Here is a 17509-nt window from a genome sequence, read left to right as displayed (position 1 = left end):
AGGGGGCGGAAAATCCGCCCCCTTTCTCTACATCCTACAAAACGAAACTAATCTTCCAACGTAGACAAATCACCAGGATCCATACCAAGTTCCTTAGCTTTCAGAACCCTTCTCATAATCTTTCCACTTCTCGTCTTGGGCAGCTTATCCACAAACTCAATTTCCGAAGGAACAGCAAGCGCACCAAGCTCCATTCTAACGTGATACTTCAGGTCGTTAACAAGTTTTTCTGAAGGCTCATACCCTTGCTTAAGAATAATAAATGCCTTTATAGTTTCTCCCTTCACAGGATCAGGTTTACCGATAACTGCCGCTTCAGCAACAGCAGGATGAGAAACAAGAGCAGATTCAACCTCCATAGTTCCAATTCTATGACCGGAAACGTTAATAACGTCATCTGCCCTTCCTAAGATCATTATATAACCATCCTTATCTCTAACAGCAACGTCACCAGCTGTATAGCAGTTAGGAATAGTATTCCAATACTGTTCATACCTTTCTGGGTTCTTCCAAATAGTCCTCATCATAGAAGGCCACGGGTATTTAACAACCAAAAATCCACCCTTATCATCCTCAACCGGGTTTCCTTCCTTATCAACAACATCAGCTATTACGCCAGGAACAGGCTTACCAGCCTTACCAGGTTTCATAGGAAGACCATCTATCGTAGTAATCATCACAGCACCCGTTTCAGTCTGCCACCACGTATCCACAATCGGACACCTTTCCTTACCAATAACTCTGTAATACCACAACCACGCCTCAGGGTTTATCGGTTCACCAACAGAACCTAAAAGTCTCAAGGAAGAAAGGTCATACTTGTTGGGCCATTCCTCTCCAGCCCTCATAAACATCCTGATAGCAGTCGGTGCCGTGTAGAAAATGTTCACGCCGTACTTTTCAACAATTCTCCACCATCTTCCAAAGTCAGGATAGTTAGGCGCACCTTCTACAATAACCTGAGTAGCTCCAGCAACAAGAGGACCGTAAACTATATAACTATGTCCCGTAATCCATCCCGGGTCAGCAGTACACCAGAATATATCGTCATCTTTCAAATCAAAAACAGTCTTCATGGAATAGTAAGTTCCTACCATGTATCCACCAGTTGTGTGAAGAACACCCTTAGGCTTTCCTGTAGAACCGGAAGTGTAGAGAATAAACAGTGGATCTTCTGCATCCATAACTTCTGGTTCGCAGTAGTCAGGATGACCGTTTAAAAACTCATAGAAATCAATTTCCTTTTCACCTATCAAGTCAACCTTTGGCTCAAGTCTCCTCAGAACAACAACCTGTTCAACGAAAGGCAGGTCCATAATAGCTTCATCAACAATCCTCTTAAGAGGAATCGCCCTTCCCCTTCTTATAGTAACGTCAGCAGTAATCACAAGTTTGGCTTCTGCATCTTCTATCCTGTGTCTTAAAGCGGGAACGCTGAAACCAGCATAAACAACGGAATGGATAGCACCTATTCTGGCACAGGCAAGCATTGCCGCTACCTGCTCAACAACTAAAGGCATGTAAATAACAACTCTATCACCCTTCTTTATACCCGCAGCTTTCAAAGCGTTAGCAAGTTTGTTGACCAACTTGTAAAGTTCACCGTAAGTAACGACCTTTTCATTTCCTAACTCATCTTCCCAGAAGAAAGCAACTTTGTTTCTCTTGCCGTTCTTAACGTGTCTATCAAGAGCGTTAACAGTTATGTTGGTCTTCCCGCCTACAAACCATTTGGCGTAAGGGTAGTTCCACTCTAAAACTTTCTCCCACTTTTCATACCAGAATAGCTCTTCTGCAACGCTTGCCCAAAACTTTTCAGGGTCTTCCTTAAAACGGGCATACTCTTCTTCGTAACTCTTAACATTGGCGTTCTTTACAAAATCTTCAGGAGGATAAATAACTGTCTCCTGCTTTAGTAAGTGGTCAAGTTTCTCTTCTGCCATGACTACCTCCCTGTATATTGATAATTAATTACCTGCAATTAATTCTTGAAGCAAAGTCTTAAAGCCAACGTACATAGCGGAAGCACCGCAAACTATTCCTTCATATCCAGCTAATATTTTAATAAACGAACTTCCCGTAAAATCTCCCAACGCCAAAAGAAAGAATAGAATCCACAACGTAACAAACACAAACTGAATATCTGCTCCATGCTTAGTTTTATAAAGAACAATCCACAATAGAAAGGTAAAGATTCCCCACATTAACAGGTAAAACACAATTCCCATTTTATCAGGACCGGGCCACCATCCCCACTTTGACATTAAAAGGAGAAAAACAAGCGTTTCCCAAAACAATCCGTAAGAAGTGAAAGCAAGCGCTCCAAAAGTATTGTTCTTTTTAAATTCCATAATACCGGCAATAATTTGCGCAATCCCTCCGTAAAAAATCCCCATAGCCAAAATCATAGTCCCTAAGTGCATCAATCCGGCGTTATGAAGGTTCAGTAGAACCGTAGTCATACCAAATCCGAAAAGTCCCAAAGGTGCAGGATTCGCAATTTTCACTTCCATCACTCACCCCCTATCAAAAAGTTTTACCAGACATAAATGGCAGAAGCCATCAAGCGATTTCCGTGCTCCACATCGCCAAAGTAAAGCGTTTCTTGATGGTCAAGCTCCAAACCGAAAGTAACGTTAGGTGCAAATTTGTATAGCACGTTACCAAAAGCTCTCCAGTTCTTCTTATAAGTATCCGCTTTCTGAGCATCGCTATTATCAGGGTCGTTCATACCGGCGCCGAAGTTAAATCCAACCTTTTCAAAAGGCTTCATGCTAAGCTGAATGAAGCCTCCCTTCGTTTGAAGCTCCTTCACATCTGTCCCGTCCAAGTAGTGAGACGGCGTGAATACCAAAAAGTCTCTCGTCGTTAAACCCTGTCCAACGTAAGCTTCACCCTTTACGCTCATGGGGAAGAAAAGGTTAAACGGAACTTTCCATTCAACTGCCACCACGTAGTCATCAACGCTTCCCTTTACATTATTAACAGTATCGCTTCCGTGTCTGAAAGCACCGCCTAAAGCAACGTAGAAAGGCTGCCCTTTATAAAAAACTTTTGCGCCTACCCAGGGCATTCTCATATCAACGCCATCAGTTGAAGCAGAACTCTTCCAGACAGTTCCAAGAACACCAACGCCACCATCAAACTTTTGAGTTACAGTAATTTGAGGAACTCTATCCCACAGGTTACCGGAAGCACCCATACTCAAAAAGTCAAGCGTAGAAGCCATCTGTGAAGCAACAGGAATATAATCCTGACCAATTCTTATGTTCGTTCCCTTTCCATTGTTTAAGTTAATGTAAGAAAGCCTGATTCTAAACGCTCCATTATCGTCACCGCCTTTTCCGTAAAAGTCAGATTCAACCCTACCTGTCACCTTCCAGCCGTCAACTTCAGGACCATTTACTATAAAGCCAAGGCGGGTATCCTTCATGTTGAAAGTCGTTCTGTCGTCCCTTTCACCTTTAGGTAAATAGGTAATAAACTGGTCTGTACCCATATCGTGCGTGTCGTAAATAACGTCCAATTTCACTTTACCGTAGATTTTGATGGGACTCTTTAAACCGGTAACAGGTTTTGATGTAACCTGACCGCGCGATTCTAACTCCGCAAGCTTCTTCTGCAGTTTTGTCATCTGTTCCTGAAGCTGTCTAATCTGTTGCTTTAGAACTTCCACCTCATCCTGTGCAAAAGCGGTTGATGAGGCTAAAATCAAAACTGATGAAACAAGGAGTAACCTTCTCATACACACCTCCTGTTACATTTTGTTGTCAATATTTTAACAAAATTTTAAAATTTCCTTATACAAGCTAATTTGAAATATCTATTAAATAGATGTTAAAATCACGTTAAACGGATGTAAAAATGAGGGCGTTAGTAGTAGAAGACGACAAATCGTTAGCCAAAGAGATAAAAAACGTATTCACAGATTACGGCTTAGGCGTAGAGGTAATTTCCAGCAGGGAAGAAATAATCAACAGGAACAATTACTCTATTCTCATTTTAGATGTAGCTCTATTAGGGGCTAAAGGATACGATATTTGCAAGGAAGTCAAAGAGAAAAAAGGGCTTCCAGTAATAGTCCTCTGCTCCATCCCCGAAACAGATTTCAAAATTCGCTGGTTTGAAATAGGTGCTGACGATGTAATCATTAAACCTTTCAGTACAAAAGAACTCTTAGCAAGGACAATGGCAATACTGCGAAGATACAAAGATAAAATAAACAATATCTTAGAGTTTGAAGGAATAACGCTCAAAAAGAAAGAAGGCAGAATTATAATAGACGGAAAGAGTATTGATTTAACAAAAATAGAACTTGAAATCCTTGAACTTCTAATAAAATATCAGGAAGAGGTATTACCCAAAGATTTCCTGCTTAACCGTATCTGGGGAACAAGAAAAAGTGCAAGAACTTTAGACGTTTACATTCACAGGTTAAGAAAAAAATTGGGGTCAAAAGGAAAACATATTAAAACGCTAACTAACGTTGGATACATTTTAACGAGAAACGTTTAATCAGCAGGGACTAAAAGTTTTCTTAACTCTTTTATCTTATCTCTTAGTTCTGCTGCCTTTTCAAATTCCCAGTTCTTTGCAGCTTCTTTCATCTCTTTTTCAAGCCGAGCTATTCTTTCTAAAACTTCCTCCTCTGTTTTAGGCAAAGGTTCTTCTTTACTAACTTTTATCTTATAAAAAGGCATAACACCCGCATCTTCCAAAATGGAAGCCTCTATACTTCTTTTCACCGTTTGAGGAACAATGCCGTGCTTTTTGTTGTATTCCTCCTGAATTTTCCTTCTCCTTTCCGTTTCCTCTATCGCCTTCTTCATGGAAGGTGTTATTCTATCTGCATATAGAATCACTTTACCGTTAACGTTCCTCGCAGCCCTACCTATCGTTTGAATAAGAGAGGTCGTTGACCTTAAAAACCCTTCCTTATCAGCATCTAATATTGCTACGAGAGAAACTTCCGGAAGGTCAAGCCCTTCTCTCAAGAGGTTAACGCCAACTAAAACGTCAAACTCACCGCTTCTGAGTCCTCTGATGATTTCAACTCTCTCAACAGAATCTATCTCAGAATGCATGTACTTAGCCTTAACACCTTTCTCAAGAAGGTATTCTGTAAGTTCTTCAGCACTTCTCTTCGTTAACGTCGTTACCAAAACTCGCTCATTCCTTCTAACCCTTTCTCTGATTTCAGAAAGCAGATGGTCAATCTGCCCTTCTGTTGGTTTTACTTCAACAACTGGGTCAAGAAGTCCGGTAGGTCTGATAATCTGCTCTACCACTTTCTCTGAAATGGAAAGTTCAAAATCTCCGGGTGTGGCAGAAACGAAAATAGCCTGAGGAACTCTTTTTAAAAACTCTTCAAAGTTTAAAGGTCTGTTATCGTAGGCGGAAGGAAGCCTAAATCCATGCTCTACCAAGTTAAACTTCCTTGCTCTATCCCCCCTCCACATTGCCTTTATCTGCGGAATGGTAACGTGAGATTCATCAATAATCACCAAAAAGTCATCGGGAAAGTAATCAAGCAGAGTAAAAGGCGGCTCTCCCGGTTTCCTTCCATCTAAATGGCGCGAATAGTTTTCTATCCCTTTGCAGTGCCCTATTTCTAACAAAAGCTCCATATCGTAGCGGGTTCTCTGCTCTATCCTTTTTGCCTCCAATTCTTTTCCTTCCTTCAGGAAAAAATCCACCCTCTCCTCAAGCTCCCTCTCAATAGACTTTACCGCTTCAACAATCCTTGAATAAGGCGTAGCGTAGTGAGAAGCCGGGTAAACGGTATAAGAATCAAACTCCCTCAAAACGCTCCTGTTGAAGTAATCAAGCATAACGATAGAATCAACCTCATCTCCGAAAAGCTCCACCCTTATAAAGTGGTCTTCAACGTCGGCAGGAAAGATATCTATCACGTCTCCCCTTACCTTAAAAATCCCCGGCCTCAAGTCGTATTCGCTCCTTTCATACCCCAAAGTGACAAGCTTCCGTATAACTTCATCTCTCTCTATTTCTTCACCAACTTCAAACCTTAAAGAGAGATTTTTGTAAAAGTCAGGTGAACCCAAACCATAAATGCAGGAAACGGAAGAAACGACTATAACGTCCCTCCTCGTAAGCAGTGAAACGGTAGCTGAGTGGCGCATACGGTCAATTACCGGGTTAATGGAACAATCCTTCTCTATGTAAAGGTCTCTGCTGGGAATGTAGGCTTCCGGCTGGTAGTAATCGTAATAGCTGATAAAGTATTCAACGGCATTATTCGGAAAGAAAGTTTTTAACTCGTGGTAAAGTTGGGCAGCTAAAACCTTGTTGTGAGAAATAACAAGCGTAGGCTTTTGAACTTCTTCTATAACTTTTGCTATCGTAAAGGTCTTTCCACTTCCCGTTATGCCTAAAAGAGTCTGATACTTAAGACCTTTCCTTATACCTTCCGATAGCTCCCTTATAGCTTTAGGCTGGTCGCCTTTAGGCTGAAACGGTGAAACAACTTTAAACTTTCTCATAGTAACTAAAATTTATTCTTGAACCGCGATTCTGCACGCCGAAGAATTTTTGTTTACAATACTCATTGCCCTATTAACTGCAGCAGAGGAATAAAATGAAAAGAACAATGGCAATAATTACCGGCAGCCTTATGCTAACCACAACAGCATTAGCAGGCGATATAAACTTAGGCGTCAAGCTCTACCAGGACGGTTTATACAGGTTAGCCGCAAAAACGTTTAGCGAAAACTTTAACTCTTTAACTCCAGACGAGTTTAAAAAAATCTACAAGTTTATGTATCTATCGTTTCTGAAAAGCAACGACCTTAAAGACCTTGAAAAGCTAATCAACTACTGGGAAGAAAACCTGCCGGACTATAACAGAGGCGAACTCTTAGCGTTAGAACTGATAGATGCGCTAAAAAACGGCGAAACGATAGAGAACGCCTTCCCTCAAGAAATAACGACGCTTCCCATATCTGAAAAGATAAGGTTTTTCCAGACGCTAAAAAACTTTAACTTCACGCCTCAGCAGTTAATCTACATATTATCGGTAGCAGCAAAAGATTTAGACCTTAAAGGCGCTGCAAAAGAAAGCGGATTCCTGTCAAAAGCTCTTAAAATAGCAACGGAAAAAAACGATTACCAGCTCATAGACTTTATCTTTGATAACTTTGGAAGGTGGTTCTCTTCACCAGAAGAAGAGCTTCAATACGTCAAATACCTTGAAAGGAAAAAGCAGTTCGCAGACGCTTTGATAGAAGCCCAGAAACTCTATAAGAAAAATCCCAACCCTCAATCAAGATTAGAACTGGCAAGGGTGCTTTACCTGAACGGGAAATGCAACGAAGCGCTGAAACTGCTCAAAAATCCCCAGACAGAACCGGAAAAATACCTGAAAGCCTGGTGTCTATTCAAGTTAGGGAAAGGGAAAGAAATACCGTCCGTTTTAGGCATAAGCGTTTCTAAACCTCAAATGCCGGAAAAATTAAAAACACTACTGGACTTTTACTCTTCAAAGTTTGATTTTCAAAACCTCAAAAAATTCTACCCAGACCTCTACCTGAAAAGTCTAATTTTTTCCTTTTCCACTCAAATTCCAGACAACCAGACGGGTGACCTGAACAATTTAGGATACATATATTACGAGAGGGGATTTTACGGCAAAGCGCTAAAAGTTTTAGAAAAGGCGATACAGAATCCTTCAAGCAAAATCCTCACCCCCCGCACCCTATTCATACTGGGCAAGTTGGGAAGCCTCAACACAAACGTAGGAACGGTAGTTTACAACCAGCTTATGAACAGCTATCAGAACACGCCTTACTACAAAGAATCTCTCATTCCAGCAGCCAAAATATACCTCTATTCCGGAAACGACCTTTTAGCTCTAAAACTGCTCAAATACGCTGAAAATCAACTACAAAATCCCCCTTCCACTCTCAAAAACCTTGAAGGCATCGCCCTGATGAACATGGGCAAGTTCAAAGAAGCAGCTAAAGCGTTCCTTACTTCCAGAAACAAAACCGGCGAAGACAGAACTTTTGAAGCCTTCTGCCTGTTCCACGCAAACAACCTCAAAGGCACAGCCCGCGTCTTAAAATACCTCGTAAAAACAAACAGCGTTTACCCTGAAGTAAACGAAGGAAGGCTCATCTTCACACTTAAAAAACTTCACAGAACTGGAGAGCTTGGAAACCTACCCTTCCACACGCCGCTAACAAAACTAATGGCTGCAATAACTTCTAAAAATGCCTCAAAAGTTGAGCAGCTCTACGCAGAGCTACCAGAAAGAGAAAGAATAGCAGCAGAAACCTTTTTAACTCTTTACTACGAGAACAAAAACCCACAGAAAGCCCTATCCTTTGCCAGCGACGTTTACTCAAGGGCAACAGATGAAGAAACTTCCACCTATGCCAAAAAACTTCTTAACTACCTGGCATTCACTTCAAACAACTACGCCACAGTCCTCTTAAACGACCCGAAGTTCATCGTTTACAACCCGGAAAACGGCATAACATCGGTTGATACCCTGATATCAAAGGCAGACGACCTGATTGAAGCCGGAGAATACGGGAAAGCCTACGGGCTTTTAAAGTTAGCCCTTGAAAGAACAACTCTACCGCCAGTTAGAAGAAGTATAGTTAAAAGAATGGTAGAGATAGACCTTAAAGAAAAGAATTACAAAAAAGCTCTAAAAGACCTATCACTGCTGCCTGAAAACACCCAGAAAGACAGAGACCTGAAAAACTTCTACCGATTCAAGATATACTCAAAAGAGAACAGGCTACTGGACGCCTTTAACGCTGCAAAACAGATAGAAAACGTCAACAACGTCCCGGCAAAAGAAAGAGATTCGTTCATAGCAAAGTTAGCCAACTACTACAAGTTAGCCGGAGACAAAGATAAAGCCCTCAACCTGATTGAAAAGCTAATAACTGAAAATAAACTGAAAAACGTTGACTACAACGACCTGGTCCGCCTTGCGATATTTACAGAAAACCAGAACAGGCTGGATTTGGCAGAAAAGCTGATTAACGAAGCAGTTAAAAAGGCAAAAACGAAAGAAGAGAAAGTAGAAAGCCTTTTCTGGCAGGCATCAATTTTAGCTCAAAAAGGCGACCTTGAAGATGCGCTGATAAACTACCTGAAGATAAGCTACGACTACCCGAACGTTGAACCCTGGAGCTCAACAGCCACTTACAGGGCAGCTCAAATCCTTGAGCAGCAGGGCAAGTTAAGTCAGGCTTTAAAACTATACGAAAAAGCTGCCAAGATGAAAAAAGGAACGGAAGAGGGCGAAATAGCCAGAGAAAAGGTAAAATCTCTCCTGCAAAGATTGAAAGGGAGGAACAATGGCGAAGAAGAATAGATTCCTAAAGCTGTTAGCAGACAAAATTGCAGACGACCTTTTAAGTAAAGAATACGTAATTGCAGACGACCCTGAAGGATTTAAAGAAAAAATCTATCAGTTACTATACGAAGACTACATTGCCGAAAAGGAACTTGAAGAAGAAGCAGAGAGAATAATACAGGAAAACGCAGAAGAGGTAACATACAGGGGCGTTTCACTTCACAAAGCAAGAAAGCTCATAAAGGAAAAGTTAGCAAAGGAAAGAGGAATATCCGTTACAGGAAGCATCTTTTCAAGGGATAAATCAAACTACTTAGCAGGAAAAATCCTCCGCCTCATCCTCACCGACGACGAACTTGACTACACAGAAGAAAGAGGCGTAATTAGAAACGCAATCGTCCACTCCTTTGAAGAGGTAGCAAAACTCAGAAAAGAAATAGACCAGAAAGTAAGAGAAAAAATCGCCTCCCACTCCCGCCCGATATACGAAGGAACGCCGGAATGGTTTGCTCTTTACAGAAGATACTACAACGAAGAACTCATTGAGAGAGGCTTGGTTGAACCAGAAACCGAAGTGTAGGTTTTTGTGGCTCATACTTTTCTGGCTGGTGTTTATACCCTGGTTTATCTTTAGCTACTTTTTTGGCGAAAACTCTCTCATAACCTACGCTTCGCTAAAGGCGACCTATGCCAAACTGCTTAAAGAAAAAGACTACTGGGAAGAGAGAAACGAGATATTAAGAGAAAAGATTGAAAGCCTTGAAAAGAACAAAAATTACTACTACCACAAACTGGCAAGAGAGATGTTCTTAAAAGGCAAAAAAGGCGAGGAGACAATTTTATTTGTAAAGTGAACTTAATAGGAAAAGTAGCAGAAAAGCTAAAAGGTTTGGCAGAGATAACGGAAAGCTACTCTTTAGGCGGAAAAACCTATCCTCTTTACATAAAACTTGAGTCGTCTATATTTCACACCACTTTCTTTTTGAAAGACTACGAGATAAACTCTTTCTTCCACCTGTTTTTTGAAAACTTTGAAAAGACAACAAGCGAAGAGCTTAAAGATGAGCTGAACTTTCTAATAGAAAATCGTAGTGCCTTTTTATCTATTCCGCCAGACCACTACCGTTCAACCGTGGTTCTGGTAGTAGAAACAGAAAAGTTTACAGGCAGTAAACTTCCGTCAAAGGTAAAGCACTTATGGCTTGGAATAAGAGGAAGCGTTGAATTCTTAACGGTAGTTGCAGAAAGGAAAAGCAGAACGATTTTGGCAGAAGAAAGGTGGAAAGAAAGAGTGGAGTGGATTTTTGAAGGTTTAGAAGGATGGACTTTAAAGAACTTTACCTAATCATAATAAGTGCAATTACGTTCGGATACGTTACTGCAGCAGTCTTAGTTGAAAGCAACGTTGTAAACTGGATAGGACTTAAAACGCTAAAGCTTTCACGCTTTGGCATACATCCAAAGCTCACAAACATTCCGGTAATTTACCTTGTATCACCAAGAGCTGCCCACATGACGGCTTCAGAACTGCTCAAAAAAGGCGAAATAGAACCAATTGACCTTTACCTGGCAATTTTAGCCTCAAATTTTCCAATGAGGCTGATGTTCCTTTACAGATACTACCTACCAGTTCTACTACCTTTAATAGGCTCAATAGCCGTTTATTATGCACTTTTAAGGCTTTTCTTCGACCTTGTAGTTTTAATATGTGTATCAATCATAGGAAGGATAAGATATAGAAACCTTAACATTCAGTTCCATCAGCCAGAAAACGTAAAAATAACCCTTTCTTTCAACAAAATTTTGAAGGGAACAATAAGAGGATTAAAAGAAAGTGGCCTTTTTATTCTCAAGTTTACGCCCCTTTTTGTGTTCATAATCTTTTTGATTAACAACGGCGCTATGGACTGGTTAACGACGAAATTAAAGCCGTTCTTAGGATGGATAGGCTTTACACCGATAGAGATAACCTACATAACAACGGCTGCTATAAGCCCGCCGGTAGCCTACGGTTTGATAAGAGTAATGGTAGAGAAAGGAGAAACGATAAATCGCATACTGGGAACTATGGCAGTAGGAAATGCAATGTTCTCTCTCCTGCGCAGCTGGTGGAACTACCTGCTACCATACTATTTGGGGCTTTATCCTTTAAGAATAACAGCGGCTCTACTACTGCTTCAGGCCGGACTGCCAATTATCTATAACTTCACCGCTGGAATAGTTTTAATCAGGTGGTAAGAGGGAGCGTAGATGGACAGGGTAAAAGCCATAATTTACGAACTCAAGAAATTCTCTGACTTAAGAGAAGACTGGGTTATTTTAGTAGAAGGCAAAAGGGACGTTAAAGCCCTCAAAAAATTGGGCATAGAAAACGTTGTTGAGATGAAAGGACAGAATTATCATACAATTGCAGAAAAACTCTCGGAAAGCAAAAAGGGCGTGGTGCTACTGATGGATTTTGATGAGCATGGAGAGAGGATTTTCCAGAAACTACAAAAAATCCTCCCCACCTACGGTCTCAAAACCGATACCTATTTTAGAGAAAGGCTGAAGGAAACTGGAATAAAATACATAGAAGAGTTAGACCGCTGGATACTGCAAACCTAAAATTTAAAAACAAGAGAAAAATCAAACTCAAAACTGCACTTGCCTAAGTCAAACTTAACCTTTTCATTCGTAGCGTCACAAACCTTAACGTACCTTCCACTTTCCAGCTTATAAACCTTTGCAATTCTTTCCTTTGGGTCAACGATAACGTAGTATTTCACTCCTTCCCTTTCGTAAAGCCTGAACTTAACTTCCCTGTCCTTAAGAGCCGTAGATTCAGAAAGAACTTCAAAAATGAGAGAAGGAGTCTTCGTTATATACGGTTTATCTTCCAACTCATAACACACAACAAGGTTATCAGGCTGAACCACCGTATCTTCGCTTATCTTCCAATCAACAGGCAGAAGCGCTTTACACTCCTCGCAGTTTTTCAGCAATTCCTCAAGTTGCCAGGCTATTTTGTTACTTACGAGTTGATGTTTCCAGCCGGGAGAAGGAGACATCGCATAAGGAATTCCTTCTATAAGTTCCCACTTACCTTCCCAGTTCTTATAATCCTCATAAGTGTATCTCGGATATTCATTAAAGCTAACTATTCCCATTCTTTTCTCCAAAAGAACTATAACCTATCTACATTATAGGTATTTTCTTTATCTGTTACAATTTTAAACCGATAAGTCAAATAACTGGAGGAGCAATGGAAGAGAGAGAGTTGGAGGCGGGGATTTTTGAAGCCCTGCAGGTTCTTAATAAACCCTTAAAAGCAAGAGAAATCGCCAAGTTTTTAAAAATACCTGCCGAAGAAAGAGAGCAGCTCAGAGAAAAACTAAAGGCGCTTGCAAGAGAAGGAAAGTTGGTAAAACTAAAAGGCGCAAAGTACGCCCTGCCAGAAAAACTCAACTTGGTAGTCGGAAAACTCTGCGTTTATAGAGAAGGCTTCGGCTTTGTTGACCCGATAAGCGGCGGCAAAGGCGTCTTCGTTCCCGGAAGGAACATGGCAGGAGCAATGAACGGCGACATCGTTGCCGTTGAAATAGTCAAAGAGGGAAGGGACGGCAAAAAAGAAGGAAAAATCGTCTCAATCATAGAAAGAGCCGTCAAAAAAGTTGTTGGAAAGGTAGAAAAAAGCAAAAAAACACTGCTTCGTAATTCCTGAAGACAAACGAATTCGCTACGACGTTCTTCTAACCCACGAAGACTGCAAAAAAGTAGAAGACGGCGACTACGTAGTAGTAGAAATCGTCTCATACCCTTCCGAAACGAGAGGTCCCGTCGGCAAAGTAATAGAAAACTTAGGCAAAAAAGGTGCAAAGTTAGACATAGAACTCATAATAAGAAAGTTTGACCTCCCTGTAGAGTTTCCGCCGGAAGTTTTAGAAGAAGCGGAAAAAATCCCCGAAAAAGTCACTGAAAAAGAGATTAAAGACAGAGTTGACCTAAGAGACCAGCTCTGCTTCACGATAGACGGTGAAACCGCTAAAGACTTTGACGACGCAGTAGCCATAGAAAAACTGCCAAACGGCAACTACAAACTGTTTGTTCATATCGCAGATGTATCTCACTACGTCAAGCCAGGCAGCGCTTTAGACTTAGAAGCCTACAAAAGAGGCACAAGCGTTTACTTCCCAGACAGATGTATTCCCATGCTTCCAGAAAAACTCTCAAACGGCATCTGCTCACTCAACCCGGGCGTTGACAGGCTAACATTCACCTGCGAAATGGAAATAAATAAAAAAGGCATCGTAATAGATTACAAAATCTACGAAAGCGTCATTCACAGCAAGGCGCGCCTTACCTACACGATAGCCCAGAAAATAATAGACGGCGACGAAGAAGCACAAAAGCAGTTTCCCCACGTAGTAGAACCTTTAAAGCACATGTACGAACTGGCACAGATACTTCACAGAAAAAGATACAAAAGAGGTTCCTTAGACTTTGACTTGCCCGAACCTGTCGTAGTTCTCAACGCAGAAGGCGAACCCGTTGACATTTACAAGGCAGAAAGGCTCTGGAGCCACAGGATAATAGAAGAATTTATGATAGTGGCAAACGAAACAGTTGCAGAGTATATGTTCTGGACAGACTACCCCAGCATATACAGGGTTCACGAATCCCCCGACAGAGAAAAACTTCAGGAGTTCCTTAACTTTGTAAGAAGTTTGGGCATAAGAGTGCCGGCAGTCAAAAACGACATTCAGCCAAAACTCCTTCAAAAAATCCTTGAACAGGTAGAAGGAAAACCTGAAGAAAAGTTAGTTAATTACTTAATGCTCAGAACTATGGCAAGGGCAAAATACTCACCAGATAACATCGGACACTTCGGACTTGCCTCAACCCACTACACCCACTTCACCTCCCCTATAAGAAGATACGCAGACCTCCAACTCCACAGGCTCGTAAAGATGGCACTGAAAGGCGAATTCACGCCAGAAAGCATTCCTGCATGGGAAGAAAAGTTAGAAATAGTCTGTAAACACGTTACCGAACGCTCCATCAACGCAGATGAAGCTGAAAGAGATGTAATAGAACTGAAAAAACTCCAATTCGCAGCCAACCACATAGGCGAAGTATTTGAAGCAATCATTACAGGAGTAACAGAACAGGGACTCTACGTTGAAACAATAGAACAGGTCATTCCCGGATTTGTTCACGTTACAAATCTTAAAAACGATTACTACATGTGCATTCCCAAACAGTACTGCCTCGTTGGAGAAAAAAGCGGAACGGTCTTTAGAATAGGCGACAGAGTTTTAGTAAAACTTCTAAACGTTGACCTCGAAAACAGAAAAGCTGAGTTTGAAATGGTGAGGAAGTTAAAGTGAAGCCGGCAGTGATTTTCGACGAAATATATCTAAAACACGACCTGCCCACCCATCCAGAAAACGCATTAAGGCTAAAGTACTTTCTCAAGTCCCTTCCAGAATTTGACATTGACCTTTTAAAGCCAAAGCCGGTCAGCTACGAAATTTTAACTGCCGTTCATTCAGAAAACTACATAGAAGATGTAAGAATTTCCTGCAGTGAGAACGCTCCCGGCTTCTTTGATGCAGACACTTACTACAACATTTTCACCTTTGACGCTGCAATTATGGCAGCAGGAGCGGTAGAAAAGGCAGTAGAACTTGTAAAAGAGGAAAAATACAAAAAGATTTTCTGTGCCGTCCGCCCTCCCGGCCACCACGCAACTAAAGATAGAGCAATGGGATTTTGCATCTTTAACAACGTTGCCGTTGGAGCGGTAAAAGCTCTATCTCTTGGATTTCAAAAAGTATTCATAGTTGACTTTGACGCCCACCACGGCAACGGAACTCAAGAAATACTTCAGAATATCCCCTCTATTTTCTATTTCTCTACTCACCAGTATCCCTTTTATCCCGGAACGGGAAGCCCAGAAGAAAATAGAGAAAATATCCTGAACGTTCCCCTAAACGCAGGTAGCGGTGACTATGAATACGCTCAAATCTACACAGAACTACTGCCACAAAAGATAGAACCATTTCAGCCAGAACTAATCTTAGTTTCAGCAGGTTACGACATCCACAGAGACGACCCTTTAACGGACCTTGAAGTAACCGACAAAGGCGTTGAAATAATAGTTAATTCAATAATTAAAATCACCAATAACCTGAATATTCCAGTAATCTTCTCTCTTGAAGGCGGATACAACCTTCACGCTTTAGAAAGGTGCGGTAGAATCACTTTTGCCGCACTTTCCTCTTAAAGCTCATCTTCAGTCACCGGTTTACCCAGATAGAATCCCTGTCCGTAATCAAATCCTAACTCAATAACTTTCTTATAAATCTCTTCAGAAGAAACAAACTCTGCAACTGTCTTAATTTTCAGGTCTTGAGCAAACTTAACGATATACTTAACAAGCGTTTCCACATCTTCCGATTCTAAAATCTTGGAAATCAAACTACCGTCAACTTTCAAATAGTCAGGCTTGATTATAGAAATGTATTCGTAATTAGAATAACCACTTCCGAAATCATCAATCGCAAGCTCAGAACCCCTTTCTTTTATCTCCGAATAAAAGTTCTTAAGGATATTCAAATCACTAAAAGCCTCTGTCTCTACTATCTCAAAACACACGTTTTTAGCAATATCTTCATCTTCAATAATTTCTAACAACCATCTCCTATTTTCAGAAGAAGCTAAATCTTCTGAAGAAATATTGATTGAAACTTTTATCCCCTTTCTCTTAACCACATCTATAGCTTTTTCTATTAATCTTCTTGAAAGCTTACTGTAAAGAGAAATTTTTTTCGCAACAGGAAGGAAATCACCCGGAGAAATAAAATTACCTTCTTTATCCTTTATTCTCATCAATACTTCATACTTATCAACGTTATCAGAACGCAAATCTATTATGGGTTGAAAAACAGGAATTATCCTATCTTCAACTATAGCTTCTTTTAATTCTGTAGCAATAATTATATTTTTATGCATTTCTTTAAATATCTCTTCAAGCTCACTATCAAAAACGTATATATCCATATTTCTTTTCTTTGCTTCCTGTTCAGCTATTTCAGATTCTATTATCAAGTTATCTCTATTCTTAGATACACCAGCAACAACATCCAACTTGAACTTAACTTCTCCAACTTCAAATTCACTTTCTTCAAGATTTCTTATAAGTTCTTTAATTATGGAAATAAACTCCTCTTCATTTGCATCAGAACCGCACTTCAAAACTCCAAACTTATCACCTCTAACCCTATAAACCTTCATCGAGGGGTCTATCTCTTTCACCATAGAATTCAAAGTCAAAGCAAACTTTTTGAGTATTCCATCCCCTTCCTCTAAACCAAAGAGGTCATTAACCTCTCTAAAATTCCTGATATTAATCAGAGCAAAAAATACTTTTTCGGAACATTCCTTAGATAAGATATCTTCTAATAGCTTCTTTCTATTTGGCAAACCTGTCAAATCATCTGTATAAGCTCGCAAATACATTTCTCTTGAAAGCTTTTTAAGTTTCTCATTAGTTTCTGTAACCTTTTTCAAGGTCTTATAAAGTTCTCCAAAAAGATAACCCAACCCTAATAAAGCGCCCCCAAACACTACCAATACAACAAGGGAACTAAACACTAACAGCGAATTAATTTTTGGAAAAATATCTTCTTTTAATGCAGCAACTTCTTGAACTAAAGCATCTTTACTCACATAACTCCCAACAAACCAATTCCATCTGGGAAAGTACTTAATGTAATAGATATTCTTATCATCCGTAACAAAAACTCCTTCTCTATAAACATCAGAATTAGTACAATCAATGACTTTCCAAAATTTAGAAGACATAGCCTTTGCAGGAGAAGAACAATCAATTACAAAAACACTACTTAAACGACCCTCTCCAAGTAATATCCTTTTAACGTAATCCCTATAATCTGACAGGTAAAATCCCCCCCCTATAATCCAATTGTAAGGTTTAAATAACTTTACAAAAGCTATCTTTTCATCTACTTTCTTAGTCCCCGGTAAATACCAATAATAAGTTACAAAACCTTCATGGTTGGGAGAATACAGAACTACGTTTTCAAACTCTCTATGGACAAACTTACCGTGTAAATCTTTCCAATTCCACAGATTTTTACCTTCCAACTGAGGGAAAAGCGGATTCAAAAC

At 40.3% G+C, this 17509-nt stretch carries 16 protein-coding genes; 10 read left to right on the top strand and 6 right to left on the bottom strand.

Annotated elements, in window-relative coordinates; genetic code table 11:
- Positions 1-47: 47 nt before the first annotated feature.
- Genes acs through QOL23_RS08090 form a run of 3 tightly spaced genes read right to left on the bottom strand, consistent with a single transcriptional unit; the run spans position 48 to position 3745 of the window.
- The gene (gene acs, locus QOL23_RS08100; RefSeq protein WP_283401082.1) at positions 48-1943 is read right to left on the bottom strand and encodes an acetate--CoA ligase; all 1896 of its coding nucleotides are present in this window, start codon (positions 1941-1943) and stop codon (positions 48-50) included.
- Between the two features lie 24 nt (positions 1944-1967).
- The gene (locus QOL23_RS08095) at positions 1968-2513 is read right to left on the bottom strand and encodes an acetate uptake transporter (RefSeq protein WP_283401081.1); all 546 of its coding nucleotides are present in this window, start codon (positions 2511-2513) and stop codon (positions 1968-1970) included.
- 23 nt (positions 2514-2536) lie between these two features.
- Positions 2537-3745, bottom strand: coding sequence for a DcaP family trimeric outer membrane transporter (locus tag QOL23_RS08090; protein WP_283401080.1), 1209 nt, complete (start codon positions 3743-3745; stop codon positions 2537-2539).
- A gap of 119 nt (positions 3746-3864) precedes the next feature.
- On the opposite strand from QOL23_RS08090, the gene QOL23_RS08085 reads away from it, so the two are divergent.
- The gene (locus QOL23_RS08085) at positions 3865-4515 is read left to right on the top strand and encodes a response regulator transcription factor (RefSeq protein WP_283401079.1); all 651 of its coding nucleotides are present in this window, start codon (positions 3865-3867) and stop codon (positions 4513-4515) included.
- On the opposite strand, the gene uvrB is transcribed toward QOL23_RS08085, so the two are convergent.
- A complete protein-coding gene (gene uvrB, locus QOL23_RS08080) occupies positions 4512-6503 on the bottom strand; it encodes an excinuclease ABC subunit UvrB (RefSeq protein ID WP_283401078.1) in 1992 nt (663 codons plus the stop codon). The genes QOL23_RS08085 and uvrB overlap by 4 nt on opposite strands.
- A 95-nt stretch (positions 6504-6598) precedes the next feature.
- Here uvrB and QOL23_RS08075 point away from each other — a divergent pair, with 95 nt between their 5' ends.
- From QOL23_RS08075 to QOL23_RS08050, 6 genes are read left to right on the top strand one after another with little or no spacing between them, the layout of a single operon-like run.
- Positions 6599-9352 carry a tetratricopeptide repeat protein gene (locus QOL23_RS08075; protein WP_283401077.1) on the top strand — a complete coding sequence of 918 codons (2754 nt, stop codon included), beginning with the start codon at positions 6599-6601 and terminating at the stop codon, positions 9350-9352.
- Complete coding sequence (locus QOL23_RS08070) at positions 9336-9914, top strand: DUF507 family protein (protein WP_283401076.1); 579 nt, start codon at positions 9336-9338, stop codon at positions 9912-9914. The genes QOL23_RS08075 and QOL23_RS08070 overlap by 17 nt, the downstream gene beginning before the upstream one ends.
- Entirely contained in the window at positions 9892-10188 is a 297-nt protein-coding gene (locus QOL23_RS08065; RefSeq protein ID WP_283401075.1) for an FtsB family cell division protein, read from the top strand. The genes QOL23_RS08070 and QOL23_RS08065 overlap by 23 nt, the downstream gene beginning before the upstream one ends.
- Positions 10185-10679 (top strand): DUF8052 family protein, encoded by a 495-nt coding sequence (locus tag QOL23_RS08060; protein ID WP_283401074.1) that lies wholly within the window; start codon positions 10185-10187, stop codon positions 10677-10679. The genes QOL23_RS08065 and QOL23_RS08060 overlap by 4 nt, the downstream gene beginning before the upstream one ends.
- Positions 10655-11572, top strand: a complete 918-nt coding sequence (locus QOL23_RS08055; protein WP_283401073.1) for a hypothetical protein — start codon at positions 10655-10657, stop codon at positions 11570-11572. The genes QOL23_RS08060 and QOL23_RS08055 overlap by 25 nt, the downstream gene beginning before the upstream one ends.
- A 12-nt stretch (positions 11573-11584) precedes the next feature.
- On the top strand, positions 11585-11941 hold the full coding sequence (locus QOL23_RS08050; protein ID WP_283401072.1) for a toprim domain-containing protein: 357 nt from the start codon (positions 11585-11587) through the stop codon (positions 11939-11941).
- On the opposite strand, the gene QOL23_RS08045 is transcribed toward QOL23_RS08050, so the two are convergent.
- Positions 11938-12483: a Uma2 family endonuclease gene (locus tag QOL23_RS08045; RefSeq protein WP_283401071.1), complete on the bottom strand. Its 546-nt coding sequence runs from the start codon at positions 12481-12483 to the stop codon at positions 11938-11940. The two genes, QOL23_RS08050 and QOL23_RS08045, sit on opposite strands and share 4 nt — an antisense overlap.
- Positions 12484-12578: 95 nt before the next feature.
- Here QOL23_RS08045 and QOL23_RS08040 point away from each other — a divergent pair, with 95 nt between their 5' ends.
- The 3 genes from QOL23_RS08040 to QOL23_RS08030 are packed head-to-tail and all read left to right on the top strand — an operon-like array spanning position 12579 to position 15602.
- Complete coding sequence (locus QOL23_RS08040) at positions 12579-13037, top strand: hypothetical protein (RefSeq protein WP_283401070.1); 459 nt, start codon at positions 12579-12581, stop codon at positions 13035-13037.
- A complete protein-coding gene (gene rnr, locus QOL23_RS08035; RefSeq protein ID WP_345782589.1) occupies positions 13030-14703 on the top strand; it encodes a ribonuclease R in 1674 nt (557 codons plus the stop codon). The genes QOL23_RS08040 and rnr overlap by 8 nt, the downstream gene beginning before the upstream one ends.
- The gene (locus QOL23_RS08030) at positions 14700-15602 is read left to right on the top strand and encodes a histone deacetylase family protein (RefSeq protein ID WP_283401069.1); all 903 of its coding nucleotides are present in this window, start codon (positions 14700-14702) and stop codon (positions 15600-15602) included. Before rnr ends, QOL23_RS08030 begins: the two co-directional genes overlap by 4 nt.
- Here QOL23_RS08030 and QOL23_RS08500 read toward each other — a convergent pair.
- Positions 15599-17506: an EAL domain-containing protein gene (locus QOL23_RS08500; protein ID WP_425604259.1), complete on the bottom strand. Its 1908-nt coding sequence runs from the start codon at positions 17504-17506 to the stop codon at positions 15599-15601. The genes QOL23_RS08030 and QOL23_RS08500 overlap by 4 nt on opposite strands.
- Positions 17507-17509: the final 3 nt, after the last annotated feature.

The sequence above is a fragment of the Desulfurobacterium pacificum genome (assembly GCF_900182835.1).
Lineage (GTDB): Bacteria > Aquificota > Aquificia > Desulfurobacteriales > Desulfurobacteriaceae > Desulfurobacterium_B > Desulfurobacterium_B pacificum.
The sequence above is the reverse complement of the archived record's forward strand: the minus strand, read 5'-3'. Positions and strand labels throughout refer to the sequence as shown.